Source organism: Arthrobacter sp. SD1074B, assembly GCF_056780195.1.
In genome coordinates, this window is sequence record NZ_JBRAZT010000001.1 from 2,892,775 (window position 1) to 2,908,413 (window position 15,639).

The 15,639-nt window shown below is 64.8% G+C and carries 12 protein-coding genes and 1 pseudogene; 5 read left to right on the forward strand and 8 right to left on the reverse strand.

All coding sequences use genetic code 11. The annotated features are described in order from the left end of the window. Positions 1–199: 199 nt before the first annotated feature. Together ACUYM2_RS13400 and ACUYM2_RS13405 are read right to left on the reverse strand one after the other, a co-directional pair. Positions 200–1,840 carry a peptide ABC transporter substrate-binding protein gene (locus ACUYM2_RS13400; RefSeq protein WP_481600498.1) on the reverse strand — a complete coding sequence of 547 codons (1,641 nt, stop codon included), beginning with the start codon at positions 1,838–1,840 and terminating at the stop codon, positions 200–202. 280 nt (positions 1,841–2,120) lie between these two features. Next, positions 2,121–3,959 (reverse strand): ABC transporter ATP-binding protein, encoded by a 1,839-nt coding sequence (locus ACUYM2_RS13405; protein ID WP_481600499.1) that lies wholly within the window; start codon positions 3,957–3,959, stop codon positions 2,121–2,123. Positions 3,960–4,038: 79 nt separating this feature from the next. Between ACUYM2_RS13405 and ACUYM2_RS13410 the strand changes: the two genes are divergently transcribed. Then, a complete protein-coding gene (locus ACUYM2_RS13410; RefSeq protein WP_481600500.1) occupies positions 4,039–4,668 on the forward strand; it encodes a PH domain-containing protein in 630 nt (209 codons plus the stop codon). Positions 4,669–4,698: 30 nt separating this feature from the next. Here the strand turns inward: ACUYM2_RS13410 and ACUYM2_RS13415 are convergent, their stop codons facing one another. From ACUYM2_RS13415 to ACUYM2_RS13435, 5 genes and pseudogenes are all read right to left on the reverse strand, one after another. Next, complete coding sequence (locus tag ACUYM2_RS13415) at positions 4,699–5,799, reverse strand: ABC transporter permease (protein ID WP_481600501.1); 1,101 nt, start codon at positions 5,797–5,799, stop codon at positions 4,699–4,701. Beyond that, positions 5,796–7,337 (reverse strand): ABC transporter permease, encoded by a 1,542-nt coding sequence (locus tag ACUYM2_RS13420; RefSeq protein WP_481600502.1) that lies wholly within the window; start codon positions 7,335–7,337, stop codon positions 5,796–5,798. The genes ACUYM2_RS13415 and ACUYM2_RS13420 overlap by 4 nt, the downstream gene beginning before the upstream one ends. Positions 7,338–7,520: 183 nt before the next feature. Next, the gene (locus ACUYM2_RS13425; protein ID WP_481600503.1) at positions 7,521–9,302 is read right to left on the reverse strand and encodes an ABC transporter family substrate-binding protein; all 1,782 of its coding nucleotides are present in this window, start codon (positions 9,300–9,302) and stop codon (positions 7,521–7,523) included. Positions 9,303–9,668: 366 nt separating this feature from the next. Beyond that, a pseudogene (locus ACUYM2_RS13430) lies at positions 9,669–10,075 on the reverse strand (class I SAM-dependent methyltransferase); the annotation flags it as partial. Positions 10,076–10,079: 4 nt separating this feature from the next. Further along, on the reverse strand, positions 10,080–10,739 hold the full coding sequence (locus tag ACUYM2_RS13435; RefSeq protein WP_481600504.1) for a Type 1 glutamine amidotransferase-like domain-containing protein: 660 nt from the start codon (positions 10,737–10,739) through the stop codon (positions 10,080–10,082). A 293-nt stretch (positions 10,740–11,032) separates the two neighbouring features. On the opposite strand from ACUYM2_RS13435, the gene ACUYM2_RS13440 reads away from it, so the two are divergent. The 4 genes from ACUYM2_RS13440 to ACUYM2_RS13455 are packed head-to-tail and all read left to right on the forward strand — an operon-like array spanning position 11,033 to position 13,681. Further along, on the forward strand, positions 11,033–11,596 hold the full coding sequence (locus ACUYM2_RS13440; protein ID WP_481600505.1) for a dihydrofolate reductase family protein: 564 nt from the start codon (positions 11,033–11,035) through the stop codon (positions 11,594–11,596). 46 nt (positions 11,597–11,642) lie between these two features. Then, positions 11,643–12,335: an MSMEG_4193 family putative phosphomutase gene (locus ACUYM2_RS13445; RefSeq protein WP_481600506.1), complete on the forward strand. Its 693-nt coding sequence runs from the start codon at positions 11,643–11,645 to the stop codon at positions 12,333–12,335. Positions 12,336–12,359: 24 nt separating this feature from the next. Continuing rightward, complete coding sequence (locus ACUYM2_RS13450) at positions 12,360–12,914, forward strand: DUF3090 domain-containing protein (protein WP_481600507.1); 555 nt, start codon at positions 12,360–12,362, stop codon at positions 12,912–12,914. Next, entirely contained in the window at positions 12,914–13,681 is a 768-nt protein-coding gene (locus ACUYM2_RS13455) for an SCO1664 family protein (protein WP_481600508.1), read from the forward strand. The genes ACUYM2_RS13450 and ACUYM2_RS13455 overlap by 1 nt, the downstream gene beginning before the upstream one ends. A 176-nt stretch (positions 13,682–13,857) precedes the next feature. On the opposite strand, the gene ACUYM2_RS13460 is transcribed toward ACUYM2_RS13455, so the two are convergent. Next, positions 13,858–15,180, reverse strand: a complete 1,323-nt coding sequence (locus ACUYM2_RS13460; protein WP_481600509.1) for a nicotinate phosphoribosyltransferase — start codon at positions 15,178–15,180, stop codon at positions 13,858–13,860. Positions 15,181–15,639 lie beyond the last annotated feature (459 nt).

The window sequence follows — 15,639 nt, forward strand, 5'->3', positions numbered from 1 at the left end:
CCCGTCAGCAGGCATCCTGTCCAAGGATGCGGCGGAGTTGTTCATCGAAGAACCTTTTCACTAAGGAAGCAGCCGTCGCCGGTGCGGATCACGCAGGCCCGGCTGCGAAGTACACCGGCCACAGCCGGTGCTTAGAAATGGGTGGAAGCAAAACAACGGCGGAGGCCACAATCTGGCAGCCCCCGCCGTCGTTTAGTTGTTACTTGCCGGTGACGTTGTAGTACAGCGGAACGCCGTCCCAGCCGTAGTCAACGTTGGTGACCTTGTCGCTCCAGCCACCCTGGGCGACCTGGTACCACAGCGGGATGGCCGGAAGGTCGGTCAGCAGGATTTCCTGTGCCTTGTTCATGGCCTTGTTGCCTTCGCTGACCGAGGAAGCGGCAAGACCTTCAGAGATGGCCTTGTCGAACGTCGGGTTGGCGTAGCGTGCATCGTTGGAACCGGCACCGGTCTTGTAGATCGGTCCGAGGAAGTTGTAGAGCGACGGGTAGTCGGCCTGCCAACCGGCGCGGATGGCGCCGGTCAGGGTGCCCGCGGTGGCGTCGTTGCGGACTTCCTTGAAGGTGGCGTACGGCTTGCCTTCGACCTTGATGCCCAGCGTGTTCTTGAGCTGGTTCACAACAGCTTCGACCCACGCCTTGTGGCCGCCCTTGTCGGCGTTGTAGGCGATGGTGAAGGTCTTGTTCGCGTCCCACTTCTTGATGGCGTCAGCCTTGGCCCAGGTGGCCTTGGCCTTTTCGGCGTCGAACTTCAGGTTCTCGGAACCCGGGATCGAGTCGCTGTAGCCGTCCAGGACCGGGGCGGTGAAGTCCTTGGCCGGCTGGCGGGCGCCGCTGAAGATGACCTTGGTGATTTCGTCGCGGTTGATGGCCATGGAGATGGCCTGGCGGCGGAGCTTGCCGGCCTCGCCGCTCCACTCCGGCAGGTATTCCGGGATCGCGATGGTCTGGTTACCGGCGTACGGCTTGTTGATGGTGCGGTCACCCAGGTCGGACTTGAAGTTTTTCAGGGCGCTCGTGGGGATGGTCTGCAAGATGTCCAGGTTGTTGGACAGCAGGTCCTGGTACGCGGCGTCGTCGTTCTGGTAGATCTTGAACGTTACGCCGGCGTTCTTGGCCTTGCGCGGGCCGCTGTAGTCCGGGTTCGGCACCAGCTGGATCTGCACGTTGTGCTGCCAGCCGCCGTCGGCCAGCTTGTACGGGCCGTTGCCGACCGGCTTCTCGCCGAAGCCCTTCGGGTCCTTCAGTGCACCGGAAGGAACCGGCACGAAGGCGGTGTAGCCGAGGCGCAGCGGCCAGTCGGACTCCGGCTGCTTCAGTTCAACGGTGAAGGTCTGGTCGTCGACGACCTTCAGGCCGGACATGGTCTCGACCTTGGAGCCTTCTGCGCTGGCCTCGTCGTAACCCTTGATGCTTTCGAAGAAGCCGCCGCTGAGCTGGGCATTCTTCGCTGCCGCACCGAAGTTCCAGGAATCGACGAAGGTCTTGGCGGTGATGGCCTCGCCGTTCGTGAACTTCTGGTCCTTCTTGATCTTGATGGTGAAGTTCTGGCCGTCCTTGCCCTCAATGGACTCGGCCATTTCGTTCACGGGCTTGCCGCTGGGGTCGTAGCTGACCAGGCCGGCGAAGATCATGTCGATGACCTTGCCGCCACCAACCTCGTTGGTGTCGGCCGGCATCAGCGGGCGCTGCGGCTCCGAGCCGTCGGCGATGATGACCTTGCTGGTGTCGCCACCGGTGCTGCCGCCGGCGGTGTTGGAACCGCCGCCGCCGCAACCGGTCAGGGCAAGAGCGGCGATCGCCACCATGCCCAGTGCTTTGGAAGTGCGCGAAAAACGCATTCCGCCTCCTAAGAGTTGTGGGAGTTCGTGCGGGAGAGACTTGTGCTTCCCGGCAGGCCCGGGCACAGGGATATCCCTGTGACGTGGCCTACATATGGAAGTAGCCTAACCGCAAAAAGTCCGAATGGTGGAACTCCGTTGCCAAACCGTGACTCGACAGTCGTGTGACGGCTAGCGTCAATTGCAACGCATTTCAAGTCACGGACTACTGGCTGGTAGCATACGCCCCCACCCCGGTGCCGGTTAGGTGTCGTTAACCGAAAACTCCCGCAGCGGCCCCCTAGCTGGCGCCGGAGAGGAGCTGGGCGCGCAGCTCCCTCCGTTCCCGCTGCTTCTCCGGATCCGGCAGCGGAACGGCGGCCAGGAGCCGCTGGGTGTACTGTTCCTGCGGGTTCCGGAGGATCTGATCGCGGGTACCCTGCTCGACGATCCGGCCCCGCTGCATCACGCAGATGCGGTCGGCCAGGACATCCACCACGGCCAGGTCGTGGGTGACGAACAGGCAGGCGAAGCCTAGCTCCTTCTGCAGGTTTTGGAAGAGTTCGAGCACCTTGGCCTGGACGGACACGTCGAGGGCGGAGGTGGGCTCGTCCGCCACCATCAGCTTCGGCTTCAGTGAAAGCGCCCGGGCAATGCCGACGCGCTGCTTCTGGCCGCCGGAGAGTTCGTGCGGGTAGCGGTTGCGGTAGTCCCGCGGCAGCTCGACCTGGTCCAGCAGCGCCTCGATCCGCGACTGGAGCTCGGCTCCCTTGGCCACCTTTGCGAGGAACATCGGTTCGCCGATGCTTTCACCGATCGGCAGCCGCGGGTTCAGCGAGGATGACGGGTCCTGGAAGACCATGCCGACGTGCCGGCGCATCTCGTGCAGCTGTCGGCCGTTCTTCTTGGCGGCGGAGATGTCCTGTCCCACGACTTTCATGGTGCCTGCGGCGACGGGCAGCAGGCCGACGGCGGCCCGGCCGATCGTCGTCTTTCCGGATCCGGACTCGCCCACCAGGCCGACGACCTGGCCCGGGTAGATCGCGAGGCTTGCACCCTCCACGGCGCGGAAGGCCGGCACCCGCCCCTGCTTGGGGTACTCGATGGCAACGTCGGTGAGTTCCAGCACCGGCTCGCCCTGCGGCGTCACCGACGCATCGACAGCAGCGGCGGCGGCCAGCGCCGCGGCGTTCTCGCGCTCCCGGCGGAGCAGTTCTGTGCGCGGAAGGGCCTCAATGTCGGCGTGCGCCGCGGCCGCGAGGGCGGCGGTGACATCGACGTCGTCGTCGATGGCCGCACCGCCCTGGCCCAGGTGCGGGACGGCGGCGAGGAGCGCCTTGGTGTACTCGTGCTGCGGGTTGTGGAAAATCTCCTCCGCGGTGCCCGTCTCCACGATCAGCCCCCGGCGCATGACCGCGATCCGGTCGGCAAGGTCCGCGACGACGCCCATGTCGTGGGTGATCAGCACGATCGCGCTATCCAGTTTGTTGCGCAGGTTGCGCATCAGATCGAGGATCTCGGCCTGGACGGTGACGTCGAGGGCGGTGGTGGGCTCGTCCGCGATCAGCAGCTTCGGGTCGCAGGAGAGTGACTGGGCGATCATGGCGCGCTGCCGCTGCCCGCCGGAGAGCTGGTGCGGGTAGGACTTGAATGCCTTTTCCGGGTCCGGCAGCTCCACTAGTTCGAGCATCCGAAGAGCACGCTCTTTTGCCTGGTCCGGTGAGATCTCGTTGTGCAGCCGGATGGTCTCCACGATCTGCGCGCCCACGGTGTAGACCGGGTTCAGGGCCGTCATGGGCTCCTGGAAGATGACCGCGACGTCTTTGCCGCGGACGTTGCGGATGTTCGCCTCGTTGCCGCCGAGCAGTTCCTTGCCTGCGAGCTTCACGCTGCCGCTGACCCGGCTGTTGCTTGGCAGCAGGCCCAGCAGCGCCATAGAGCTGGCGCTCTTGCCGGAGCCGGACTCCCCCACGATCGCCAGGACCTCGCCGGCGCGCACCTCGTAGTTCAGGCCGATAGCGGCGGGGACCCACTTTTTGTCGACCCCGAAGTCGACGCTGAGGTCCCGGACCTCCAGGACCATGCCACCTCTGCCGGGCGCGGGAGCCGGGGCCGGATCCAGGGTGATGAAGTCAGTCATGATGGGTTTTTCCTTCCACCCGAGCCGCCGCCGCACCGGTGATTAGTGCTGGAACTCGGAATACTGAAATATGGGGGGCATGAGCACTGTGCCCTCTGCCGGAAACGTTGAAATCTTCAAGGCCCGGACCAATAAGTGGTTCGCCTGGCTGGCCTGGACCGTGGCGGTCGTCGGCCTGGTGGTCACAGTCGCCTCGGCCGGCCCCGCAGCGCTGCCCACCACGGCACCGTTGCTGCTGGTCGCGTTGCTGGGCTGGCAACTCTTCTGGATGCCCTCCGTCGTGGTGCACGACGGCGGGGTCACCCTGGAGAACCCGTTCCGCACGGTACTGGTGCCGTGGGCGGCACTGGTACATGTGGACACCCGCTACGCCCTCACCCTCGTGACGGCGGACAAGAGCTACGCCGCGTGGGCCGCGCCGGCCCCCGGCATCTGGGGCGGACGCAATGCCCGCCCCGAGGACCTGCGCGGGCTGCCGGACACCAGTTACGGGCCCGGACAGTCGGTCCGGCCGGGCGACCTCAAGACCACCGACTCCGGCCAGGCCGCACGCCTGGTGCGGACCCGCTGGCGGGAGCTGGTTGAAAGCGGCGCCCTCGCCGCAGCCGACGCCGAGGCGACGGCGGCTACCGTCACGCCTCGCTGGGCGCCGATCACCGGCGTCGTGCTGCTGCTCGCGGCAAGCTACTGGGCGGTTGCCGCCCAGTAGCTTGCCGCCGGCTGCGAAGGAGCTACGCATCTACTGCTCCTTGGCTCCGTCGAACGCGGTCACCGGAGCTGCCTCCGGGGCACGGACCTCCTGCACCTTCTTGGCATTGAACTTCTTCTGCCGCGGATCGAACGCGTCGCGCAGGCCGTCGCCGATGAAGTTGATGCTCAGGCAGATCAGCACGATGAACAGGCCGGGGAACCAGAACAGCCAGGGCCGGGTGGAGAAGGCCTGCTGGTTCTGCGAGATGAGCAGGCCCAGCGAGGTATCCGGAGCCTTGACGCCGACGCCGAGGAAGCTCAGGGCTGTCTCGGTGAGGATCGCCGCGGACATGGTCAGCGTGACGTTGACGATCAGCACGCCGACCGCGTTGGGCAGGATGTGCTTGAAGATGATCCGGGCGTTGCTGGCCCCGGAGATACGGGCCGCGTCGACAAACTCGCGCTCACGCAGCGACAGGAACTCGCCGCGCATCAGGCGGGCCAGGCTCACCCAGCTGATCAGGCCGAGAAAGATGCCGAGGGCCAGGACGCCGTTGGTGCTGGCGAAGGCGGAGAACCAACTGCCTGAGTCACGACGGCCGGCCATCTGTGCCATCACGGCTGCCAGCAGCAGTGCCGGAACGATGATGATGACGTCGGTCAGCCGCATCAGGATGGCTTCGGCCCAGCCGCGGAAGTAGCCCGATACTGCACCGACTACAACGCCGATCAGGCCGGCAATCAGGCCGATAACGACCATCACTGTGATGGACTGCTGCGCCCCGCGCATGGTCATGGCGAACAGGTCCCGGCCAATCCGGTCCTGACCGAAGGGGTGTTCGCCCCAGGCCAGCGGCCAGAGCGACGAGGTCGGCGCGCCGTCGTTGACCAGCGGCGCGACCTGCTCGTGATTGTATTTCCACCAGCCCGGGATGCCCCAGTAGCCGACGGAGGTGAACGCGAGGATGAAGATGAAGGCAAACACGACCAGGCCAACGATGGCGCCGGAGTGGCCCAGGAACCGCTTCCGGACAATCTGGCCCTGGCTCAGGCCCTTCGCCTCGAGGACGGGCTCGACGCCGGCCGCGGGCGCGGGCTGCAGTGCGGCCTCTTCGGCCATGATTTCGTCTTGCTGGCTTGGCTGGCTCATGCTTTTACCCTTACGCGCGGATCAAGTGCGGAGTAGGCAAGGTCCGCGATGAGGTTGAACGCCATGGCGGTGATGGCGACACACAGGAAGACCCCCATGACGGGGTTAGGATCCACGTGCCGGATGCCGTCCAGGAAGAGAAAGCCCATGCCACGGACGGAGAAGACCGATTCGGTGATGACGGCGCCGCCGATCAGGCCGCCGATATCGAAGGCCACGATGGTGGCGATCGGGATCAGTGCGTTGCGGAAGGCGTGGCGCATGACCACGGTCCGTTCCGTCAGGCCCTTGGCCCGGGCAGTCCGGATGTAATCCATGTTCATGATTTCCAGCATCGAGGCCCGGGTGAACCGCGTGTAGCTGGCCAGGGAGATCAGGATCAGGGCCAGGGTCGGCAGGATCAGGTGGGTGAAGGAATCCAAGCCCAACACCCAGAAGTCACCTTCAATGTTGGGGGTGTTCGCCCCGATGGTGGCGATGGGGCGGCCGCGGACCCGGCTGTTGTTGAAGTACGTGGGCCATGCCTGCATGAACCGGTCCAACAGGATCAGGAAGCCCACCAGGAACGAGGTGATCGCCGCGGCACGCATCGACTGGCCGCGGTCGTAGCCGCCCACCAGGTAGCCGATGCCCAGGCCGACGAGGACGGCTGCGATAGCCAGCAGCACGATCATCAGGAAGGTGGCCTGGTCCAGCAGGGGCTGGACCAGGAAGTACAGCACGACGCCGACGCCAACGCTGATCAGCGCGGACTGCAGGGCTTTGCGGTTTTTCAGGCCGGCGGTGAGCAGGGTGACGGCGAAGGCCAGGCCGACGCCGGCGATGGCGATCATCACCGGTCCCAGACCCGGGGTCTTGAACCATTCGGTGGCGGAGAAGTAGACCAGGATGGCGGTGACAAAGAGGAATACGACGCCGCCGGTGAGCAGGCGCCGTTTGAGCTCTCCGCCCACGGCCACCGCGAGCACCGCGCCAAAGACAAGGCCGATGGCGATGGCGGTCGGTATCGGGATCTCAGGGTTCCGCAGGAAGTTGTTGAAGCCGATGGCGCCGTACTCCTTGAGCAGGACGGCGACCCAGAAGATCGGCAACGAGAAGAACAGGAACGCCATAAACGTCACGCCGTAATCCAGCGCGCTGTACTGGCGCAGGGCGGTGACGATCCCGAGCGTGATGCCGACCAGGATGGCCAGCACCGTGGCGCCGGTGACCAGGGTCAGGGTCTGGATGAGGGCGTGGCCGAGTGCGTCGGTGACGGGCTGGCCGACGATGTTCTTGCCGAGGTCGCAGGAGTTGGCGAACGGGATGAGGCACTGGGCCGCACCGCCGAGCCACTTGAAGTAACGCAGCGGCGCCGGGACGTCCAGCTGCAGGAGTTCGGTGCGGGCGTCCATCAGTTGCTGCTTGTTGGCCGCATTGATGGCACGGTATTCCTCGAGGGGATCGCCTGACGCCGCTGTCAGGAGATACACCAGGAAGGATGCGCCGAGAAGAATGAGGGCGGCAGTCACAAGCCGCCGGACTATGTAGGTCACCATGGGAATAGAACCTCGGGATTCGGGCCCAGGGATCGCCCGGACCGGTCGCAGAGTTAGGCCGGATTCCCCGGAGGATGCGGCCTAGCGCCAGACATCGCCGGGGTGGTTCGCTGGAAAGGCGTCGGGACCGTAAAGCCGTGGTCCCGACGCCTTCAGCTGGCAAGTGTCACTTGCGGTTGCGGGCTACTTCTGTGCCCACTCCCAGAAGTTCCACCAGACACCGGTCTGGTTAGGCATGTACTTCACACCGGTGACGCGGTCGCTGTATGCGTCCACGCCGACGGCCTGGAAGAGCGGCAAGCCGTAGGCCGAGGCCCAGATCTTCTTGTCGATCTGCTGGATGAGGTCATCCTGCTTGGCTTTGTCGGTGGTAACGATCAGTTCGTCCATCAGCTTGTCGGCTTCGGGATCGCTGAACTTGTTGAAGTTCGAGTCGTTTCCGGTCTTGAAGATCTGCGGAACACCGGAAACACCGACGCCCGAGTTGATCCAGCCGAAGATGGTGGCGTCGTAGCTGCCGTCGCCGAGGGCCTTGCCCCAGTCAGACTTACCGAGGCCGCCATCGACGACCTTGAAGCCTGCCTTGCCCGCGGACTCGCGGATCAGGGAGAAGGCATCAACACGGTTCGGGTTGTCCTTGTTGTACATGATGCGAACCGACGGCGTGGCACCGTTCAGGAGCTTCTTTGCACCCTCGATGTCAACGTCCTGGTAGGCGGAGGAGCCGTTGTCCTTGACCGAGTCGGCGTACTTGGCCTGGTCCGGGACGAAGAGCTGGGAATCCAGCGGAGCCGCCTTGTCGTCAAGCTTCTTGACGATCTTGTCCACAATGTCCTTGCGCGGAACCGTCTTCATGAAGGCTTCGCGGACATTCTTTTCGGCGAACGGACCGCTGTAGTTGAGGTCGATGTGGTCGTAGGAGAGCTGGTTGCCCACCTCCACCGTGACGCCCTGGCTTTCGAGGGCCTTGAGCTGCTCGACCGTGTCGGCGGAAGCCTGCGGGGCGATGATGTCGGCCTCGCCGTTCTTCAGCGCCTGGACCTGGGCCGGAGCCTCACCGATGTAGCGGACGGTGATTTCGTCCAGCTTGGCCTCCGGGCCCCAGTTGTAGTCCTTGTTCTTGACCATGGTCAGGGACTGGTCCTGGTTCATCGCCTTCACGACGTAGGGACCGTTGGAGAGGAAGAGGCTGGGATCGGCCGGCAGCGTCTTGGTGTCGAAGCCGGTGTTCCACATGTCAGCCATGGCCTTGAGCTGCTTGTTGGCGGGCTTCGGGTTCTTAGCGTCGCCGCGAGGCATGCCCTTGACCATGTCGACAAACGCCTTGGCGTCGGCCAGCCCGGCCTTTTTGGCCAAGACGTGGGCCGGGATGTCGATGCCCGGGCCGCCGAGGGCGATTTCCCAGTCAGCGAACGGCTTCGAGTACTTGATGGTCATGGAACGGTTGTCGTCGCCGAGTTCCGGGAAATCGGTCAGCGCCAGGCCGGTCGGGTCGCCGGCATAGGAGAAGTAGGTCGTTCCCTTTTTGCCGTCGGCGTCGGCGTCGTTGTAGTAGCCGGAGAAAGCTGCCCACTGGAGGACCAGGTCGGCTGCCGTGACGGGGGTGCCGTCGGACCACTTCACACCGTCGTTGATGGTGTACTTCACGGTGAGCGGGTTATCTGAGACCTTTTCCATCTTGCCGAACTTCTCATTGCGAACAACGTTAAGCTTGTTGTCGATGTAGAAGAACCCGGAGTGGGTGGCGTAGCTGACTTTCGAGTTGATGTCAGTGTTGCCGTCTGCAGTATTCGGGTTGAACGTGTTGAACGCGTTAACCTCGACGACGGTTGCCGATCCGCCTGATTTGCCTGCCGCAGCAGCAGTCGACGGGGTTGACCCGCCGCTGTTGCCTGCACAGGCGCTCAGTGCGAGTGCTGCTGCCGCCGCGACCCCCACTGCTTTGGAAATACGACCGAAGCGCATTCCGCCTCCTTGTTTCTGTGGTGTGGATGAGACCGGCGCCGAAGGCACCAGGCAGACGTCCACACTCCCCCAGCGGCAGTGTGGCGCGTCTCACATGGCATGAAGCGTAAACCCGCGACAGGTCAGAAGGGTAAGAAAGTTGACCCTCGGTATAGTTCGTTATCGAGCTGCAACAATTGGCGGAGCCGTTGTGTAAATTTTGTCGAAATTCATTGACGGATGGGGCACCGCAGGATAGGGGCTGCCGACAGAAAGGCCCCCGCACATGCGAATCGGGGGCCATTCGAGTTAATCGGCCATTACCGGCCCGGAAAGGGCGGCAACGCTACTCTGCGCCTGCTTCGAGGACGAAGATGATGAAGGCGTTATCAGGCGACCGCCCGGCTTCAGCACGCGCCGCAGTTCGGCAAGCGGTGCCGACCAGTCTTCAAGGTAGTGCAGGACCAAGGAGGAGACGACGTCGTCGAAGGATTCATCGTCGAAAGGGAGCGGTTTGCTGAGGTCGGCCACATGTAGGTCCGCCGTCGCGCCCAGTCGCTGTCTGGCCAGTGCGAGCATCGCAGGACTGGAATCGAATCCCGTCATCATCGCGCCCCCAGCGCTCAGCGCCGCGGACAGCGGCCGGAGCCGCACCCTGCATCCAGGATTCGGCGGCCGCTCACGTCGCCGGCAAGCCCGAGCATCGCCGGTCGTTCGTAGTACGCGTTGAGGAGGCTGGACTCGTTCTCCGCCGAGTAGCTCTCGGCGAAACTGTCATAGTGGTCGGCTTTCACGATGTCACCCGAACTTCTTCCAGTGCCCTTCGGAAATCACTTCAACGGAGCCATCGACGATCTTGATTGCTGTCTGTTCGTCGATGGCGTAGGCAGGGACGCCTATATCGCCGGCCCACCGCTCTGCGTGGGCCAGAGTGTTGCTCGGGAAAGCGTCCAGGTGCGGAAAGATCGAAAAATCCACCACCCCCAGGGTCCGATCATCCGGTGCGGACGGCCACTCGACGAAGTATTCCCCGATCCGCGGCGTCATCACCATGCTTCCGGCACTCACTCCCACCCACACCATGTCGGGAAGTGACGGCAGCAGCCCGGCCAGCCCGGACTCCCGCATCCAATGGGACAGGTACGTCGCGTCGCCGCCGTCGACCAGGAGCACGTCGGCCTCCCGAAGCCAAGGGACCCACCGATCCGCGCCGATGGTGGGCAGCGCGGTGAGCTCGAGAACACCGAGCGACGCCCAGCCCAGGCCGGACATATGGCGGGAGCCGTGTTCGGCGGCCAGCAGGCCCCGCACCGATACCGGTCCGCACATCGGGTGACCCCACTGCGCTGTCGGGACGACGAGGGCGCGGCACTGGGCCACCGGCTTGCCGAGAAGCTGCACGAGCGCCAAGTGAATGCTCGGGTTCGTTATGCCCCCTGAAGTAAGCAAGAGCTTCAACCGTGCCTCCAGAGTCCGCACAGGGATGGTGGTTGTGCCCGATGCCGGCGGAACGGGCTGGAACTCACCGACAGATCCGGTAAGCACGCCCGCCTGTTGCTCGGGCCCTTAAATAGGTACAGACCCAGTAAGACTTTGTCCACAGTTCCCAGTTGAAATGCGGTCCGAAGGCTATGCCATCCAGATCTTGGGCAGCTACGGTGGCTCCATGAGGGACGGGATGCGGCTGATCATGTGCGGGACGGCAGAGTCCAATGACGCCCTCGACCACTACGGGACGGAAGGCTGGCGCCGTGCGGAAACTGATCTACGGCATGAATCTCACCCTGGACGGGTACATCGCCGCGGCTGGCGACGACATTAGCTGGGGCGGGCCGAGCGACGAACTGTTCCAGTGGTGGCTCGACCAGGAGCGGGCAAGCAGTCTGTCGCTGTACGGCCGCAAGCTCTGGGAGACCATGAGCTCCTATTGGCCGACCGGCGACCAACAGCCCAACGCCACCCCGGCGGAGATCGAGTTTGCGCGGAACTGGCGGGACACGCCGAAGGTGGTGTTCTCCTCGACGATCGCCAAGGTCGACTGGAACACGCGCCTGGTCACCGGGGACGCGATCGAGGAGATCACCCGGCTCAAGGCCGGGGACGGCGGCCCGATGAGCGTCGGAGGCGCAACGCTCGCCGGGGCGGCCATGCGTGCCGGGCTGATCGACGAGTACGCGCTGGCCACCCATCCGGTCCTGGTGGGCGGCGGCACTCCGTTCTTCACCGCGCTGGACAGCCGGGTGAACCTGGACCTGGTGGAGACGCGGAGGTTTCCGGACGGCGTGGTCCTGACGAGGTACGAGACGAGGCGCTGAGCGCGATAGTTCAGGCCGCTATTGGCGGGGTGGCTAGGCTGGGTGGATGGCGACAGTTATTCTCGTGCGGCACGGCCGCACCACAGCCAATGCCACTGGACTGCTGGCCGGTCGGGCCGTCGGCGTCAGCCTGGACCAGATCGGGCGGGACCAGGCGGCCCTGACCGGAGACCGGCTCGCGGCCGTGCCCGTGGTCGGGGTGGTGTCGAGCCCTCTTGAGCGCTGTCAGCAGACCGCCCGGCTCATCCTCGAACGCCAGACTGGCACGCCGCACGCGCCGGTCGAAGTTGATCTCACTGAGTGCGATTACGGCCTATGGCAGGGCCGCAGGCTCGCTGATCTCGCGACCGAGGAATTGTGGCCCGTAGTGCAGTCGCAACCGTCCGCCGTCGTCTTTCCCGGCGGTGAATCCATGGCCGCGATGCAGGCCCGGTCGGTGGCAGCGATTCGACGCCACGATGCAGCCTTCGAGGCCGAATACGGGCCAGAGGCCGTGTGGGTGGCGGTGAGTCACGGTGACATCATCAAGTCAATCCTCGCCGACGCGCTCGGCATGCACCTTGACCTGTTCCAGCGCATTAACGTGGGCCCCGCCTCCGTATCGATCGTGCGCTACGGCCCTAGTCGGCCGAGCGTCTACGCGACCAACACCGACGCGGGGGATCTGTCCTGGCTGTCGAACGGCATCCAGTCTGGCGATGCGCCGGTCGGCGGCGGTGCAGGGCAAAACGCGCCATGAACCATATATGCCTAAAATACTGACATGCCTACACGTATTCACGAGTTTGCTTGGCCTGACCGGGTTGTCGTTGGCACCATTGGCCTCCCGGGGGCGCGCACGTTCTATCTGCAGGTGCGCGCAGGGACGCAGATCGTGAGTATTGCCCTGGAGAAACAGCAGGCGGCACTGCTCGCCGAGAAAATCGACGAAATTCTCGACCAGCTCATCACCGTCGAGGGCAACCCCTTCAGCGTCCCCACGGGTACTCCCAGTGAACTTGTCGACAATGACCAGCTCGAGGCTGTCCAGGAACAGTTTCGCACCGGGGCCATGAGCCTGGGCTGGGACCCAACCACGGCCCAGGTCTTGATCGAGGCATACCCCATCACCGATATCGATGCTGATGACAACGACGCATCCGTCGATGAGGACAGCGCCAATGAGCCGGAAATGCTGCTCGTGCGAATGCCGGTCGGCACGGCCCGCACATTCGCCAAGCGCACCCGCGAGATCGTGGGCGCCGGGCGTCCCACCTGCCCACTCTGCGGTAACCCCATAGACGCCGACGGTCACATCTGCACCCTTCCCGAGGTCTGATGCCGGCGCCGGACCTAGTGACCGCCGAGCTGACGCTCACCGGCCTCATCACGACGGCTTCAAACGCTACATTTCTGGGCAGCATCGGCGACATGGCGGTCGTCTATAAACCGATAGCAGGCGAAAGTCCGTTGTGGGATTTTCCCCACGGCACGCTGGCTCACCGGGAGGTGGCCGCCTACCTGGTCTCGCAGGCCTTCGGCTGGGACGTCGTGCCGCACACCTGGCTGCGCGATGGTCCGATGGGCGAAGGAATGGTCCAGCTCTGGCAGGAGCAAGACCCCGCCCAAAACGCCGTGGACCTGGTGGCTACGGACCACGTGCCGGAGACAGGCTGGAAACACGTCCTCGAGGGACGGGATGAGAACGGACGGATGGTCGCCCTCGTTCACGAAGACTCGCCAGCGCTCAGACGCATGGCGGTGTTCGACATCATCGTCAACAACGCCGACCGCAAAGGCGACCACATTCTTGCCATGACGGACGGACACCGGCACGGTGTGGACCATGGGCTCACCTTTCACCGTGACCCCAAGCTGCGCACGGTCCTGTGGGGATGGCTGGGAGACCCTCTGACCGCCGAGGAACGCGACGGCATCGATCGTGTCAGCGACGGACTGCACGGTGGGCTGGGCCGAGACCTGGCGGACTTGCTCAGCGGCGAAGAAATCGCAGCGCTCGCCGCGCGCTGCGCCCGGTTGCGCTTGGCAGCGCGGTTTCCGGCTCCAAGCGGCGAGATGCCGGCGGTGCCCTGGCCGCTGTTCTGAGGCCATTGGGCTACGGCTACGCAGAGTGTGTCACGTTGAGTCCTCGTCTGCGGGGGCGCCTGCGGAGCGGATTCGACGCCACTATCCGGGCCGGAGGATCCGCACTCATGGGATACCTTCCGCTGCCTCCGGCTCTCCGCCGGTAGAGCATCAGCCCGGACGGCACGTCGAAAGCTTCACTCGTAGATGGTCGGGATGGCCGGTTCGCCGGGGTGCAGCCGGTCCACGACCCGGGGCAGTTCCGCCATGGAGGCCGTGTGCCGCTCCCGCGCCCGCCTCACAGCGTCCGGCCCGGTCCAGCCGGGCAGGAGTTCGCCGTCCATCATGAACTGTTGCAGGAGCGGTCGACCATTCTTGCCGTCGGCAGGCTGATGCTCCACGCCGAGGACCTCATGGGTTGCCGTGCCGCGGTCGTCCAGGCGACGCACCGCGAACTTGCGGCCGCCCACGTTGATCTTGTCCTTCGATGTCTTCGCGACGGCAACGAGCCCGCCGGAGTCGCCGGCCCGGCTCACCAGCTTGTAGACCATGCCGGCAGTGGGTGCCCCGGAACCCGTTACCAGCGAGGTGCCGATGCCGTAGGAATCGGCCGGCGCTGCCCGTAGCGCGGCGACGGAGAACTCGTCCAGGTCCGAGGTGACAACGATTTTGGTGTGCGCATTGCCAAGGCTGTCCAGAAGTTCGCGGACCCGGCGTGCTTGGGCTACGAGGTCTCCAGAGTCCAGCCGGATGGCCCCGAGTTTGTCTCCGGCGAGGTCGACGGCGGTGCGGACGGCCGCTTCGACGTCGTACGTGTCCACGAGCAGTGTGGTGCTTGCCCCCAGGGAGGCAAGTTGCGCTGCGAAGGCGTCGCGCTCGGAGTCGTGGACCAGCGTGAAGGAGTGGGCCGCGGTGCCGACGGTCAGGAGGCCGTACCGCCGGCCGGCAGCCAGGTTGGACGTGCCGGAAAAGCCCGCGATCACGGCCGCGCGGGCCGCCGCCGCGGCCGCTTCCTCATGAGTGCGGCGGGAACCCATTTCAATGCAGGGCCTGCCGGCAGCGGCACTGGTCATCCGGGACGCGGCCGAGGCGATGGCGCTGTCGTGGTTCAGCACCGACAGGACGTAGGTCTCCAGGATGCAGGCCTCGGCGAAGGTCGATTCCACGATCAGGACGGGCGAGTGCGGAAAATAGGCCTCGCCCTCCGGGTAGCCCCAGATGTCACCGGAGAACCGGAAGGCGGACAGATGTTCCAGTGTGTCCTGACTAACCACCCCGGTGCCGGCCAGGAAATCGAGGTCGTCGTGGTCAAAGCGGAAGTCCGCGATGCCTTCAAGGAGCCGGCCAGTACCGGCCACAATCCCGTACCGGCGCCCGGCGGGGAGCCCTCGGGCAAAAGCCTGGAAGACGGACCGGCGGTGCGCAGCCCCGGAGTGGAGCGCCGCCTGCAACATGGTCAGCTCATAGTGATCAGTAAAGAGCGAGGTCCGGGAGCCGTCCGGTGCGGCCGATGTGTCCATAATTCACTCTAGGGCGGGGCGGTTCGGAATAGGAGGCCGCCCACCCGTCGTGATAGCCCGGGCATTCTGGCTGTTTCTACTCCCGGCCTGTGTACTGCAAGGACCTTCGCCCCTATCCAGGGAACTTTTACAACCGCTTAACTGGTCCTAAAGCGTCCGCAAAAAGGAGAGGGATCATGGGTGCATGTGACGTTTGCGGGAGCCCCGGCGGAAGGACCTTCACCGTCTCCATGGGCAACCAGACTGGAACTTTCGACAGCTTCGAGTGCGCCATACATATGATGGCGCCAGCGTGTGAACACTGCGGTTGCCGGATCATCGGACATCCGGTCGACAGCGAATCAGGCGTGTACTGCTGCATCCACTGCGCCAAGGAAGCCGGAAACCCGCACAAGCCCGCCAAGGCGCAGGCTTCCGACCTCGCCGTTCCGGCGGGAGACGCATCCTCGCCTAGCTGAG

What these genes read in the sequence shown, in the direction of transcription:
- ACUYM2_RS13405 (WP_481600499.1), bottom strand. Translation starts at nt 3,959, where the DNA reads ATGACTGACTTCATCACCCTGGATCCGGCCCCGGCTCCCGCGCCCGGC.
- ACUYM2_RS13400 (WP_481600498.1), bottom strand. Translation starts at nt 1,840, where the DNA reads ATGCGTTTTTCGCGCACTTCCAAAGCACTGGGCATGGTGGCGATCGCC.
- ACUYM2_RS13445 (WP_481600506.1), top strand. Translation starts at nt 11,643, where the DNA reads ATGGCGACAGTTATTCTCGTGCGGCACGGCCGCACCACAGCCAATGCC.
- ACUYM2_RS13420 (WP_481600502.1), bottom strand. Translation starts at nt 7,337, where the DNA reads ATGGTGACCTACATAGTCCGGCGGCTTGTGACTGCCGCCCTCATTCTT.
- ACUYM2_RS13460 (WP_481600509.1), bottom strand. Translation starts at nt 15,180, where the DNA reads ATGGACACATCGGCCGCACCGGACGGCTCCCGGACCTCGCTCTTTACT.
- ACUYM2_RS13455 (WP_481600508.1), top strand. Translation starts at nt 12,914, where the DNA reads ATGCCGGCGCCGGACCTAGTGACCGCCGAGCTGACGCTCACCGGCCTC.
- ACUYM2_RS13450 (WP_481600507.1), top strand. Translation starts at nt 12,360, where the DNA reads ATGCCTACACGTATTCACGAGTTTGCTTGGCCTGACCGGGTTGTCGTT.
- ACUYM2_RS13425 (WP_481600503.1), bottom strand. Translation starts at nt 9,302, where the DNA reads ATGCGCTTCGGTCGTATTTCCAAAGCAGTGGGGGTCGCGGCGGCAGCA.
- ACUYM2_RS13410 (WP_481600500.1), top strand. Translation starts at nt 4,039, where the DNA reads ATGAGCACTGTGCCCTCTGCCGGAAACGTTGAAATCTTCAAGGCCCGG.
- ACUYM2_RS13415 (WP_481600501.1), bottom strand. Translation starts at nt 5,799, where the DNA reads ATGAGCCAGCCAAGCCAGCAAGACGAAATCATGGCCGAAGAGGCCGCA.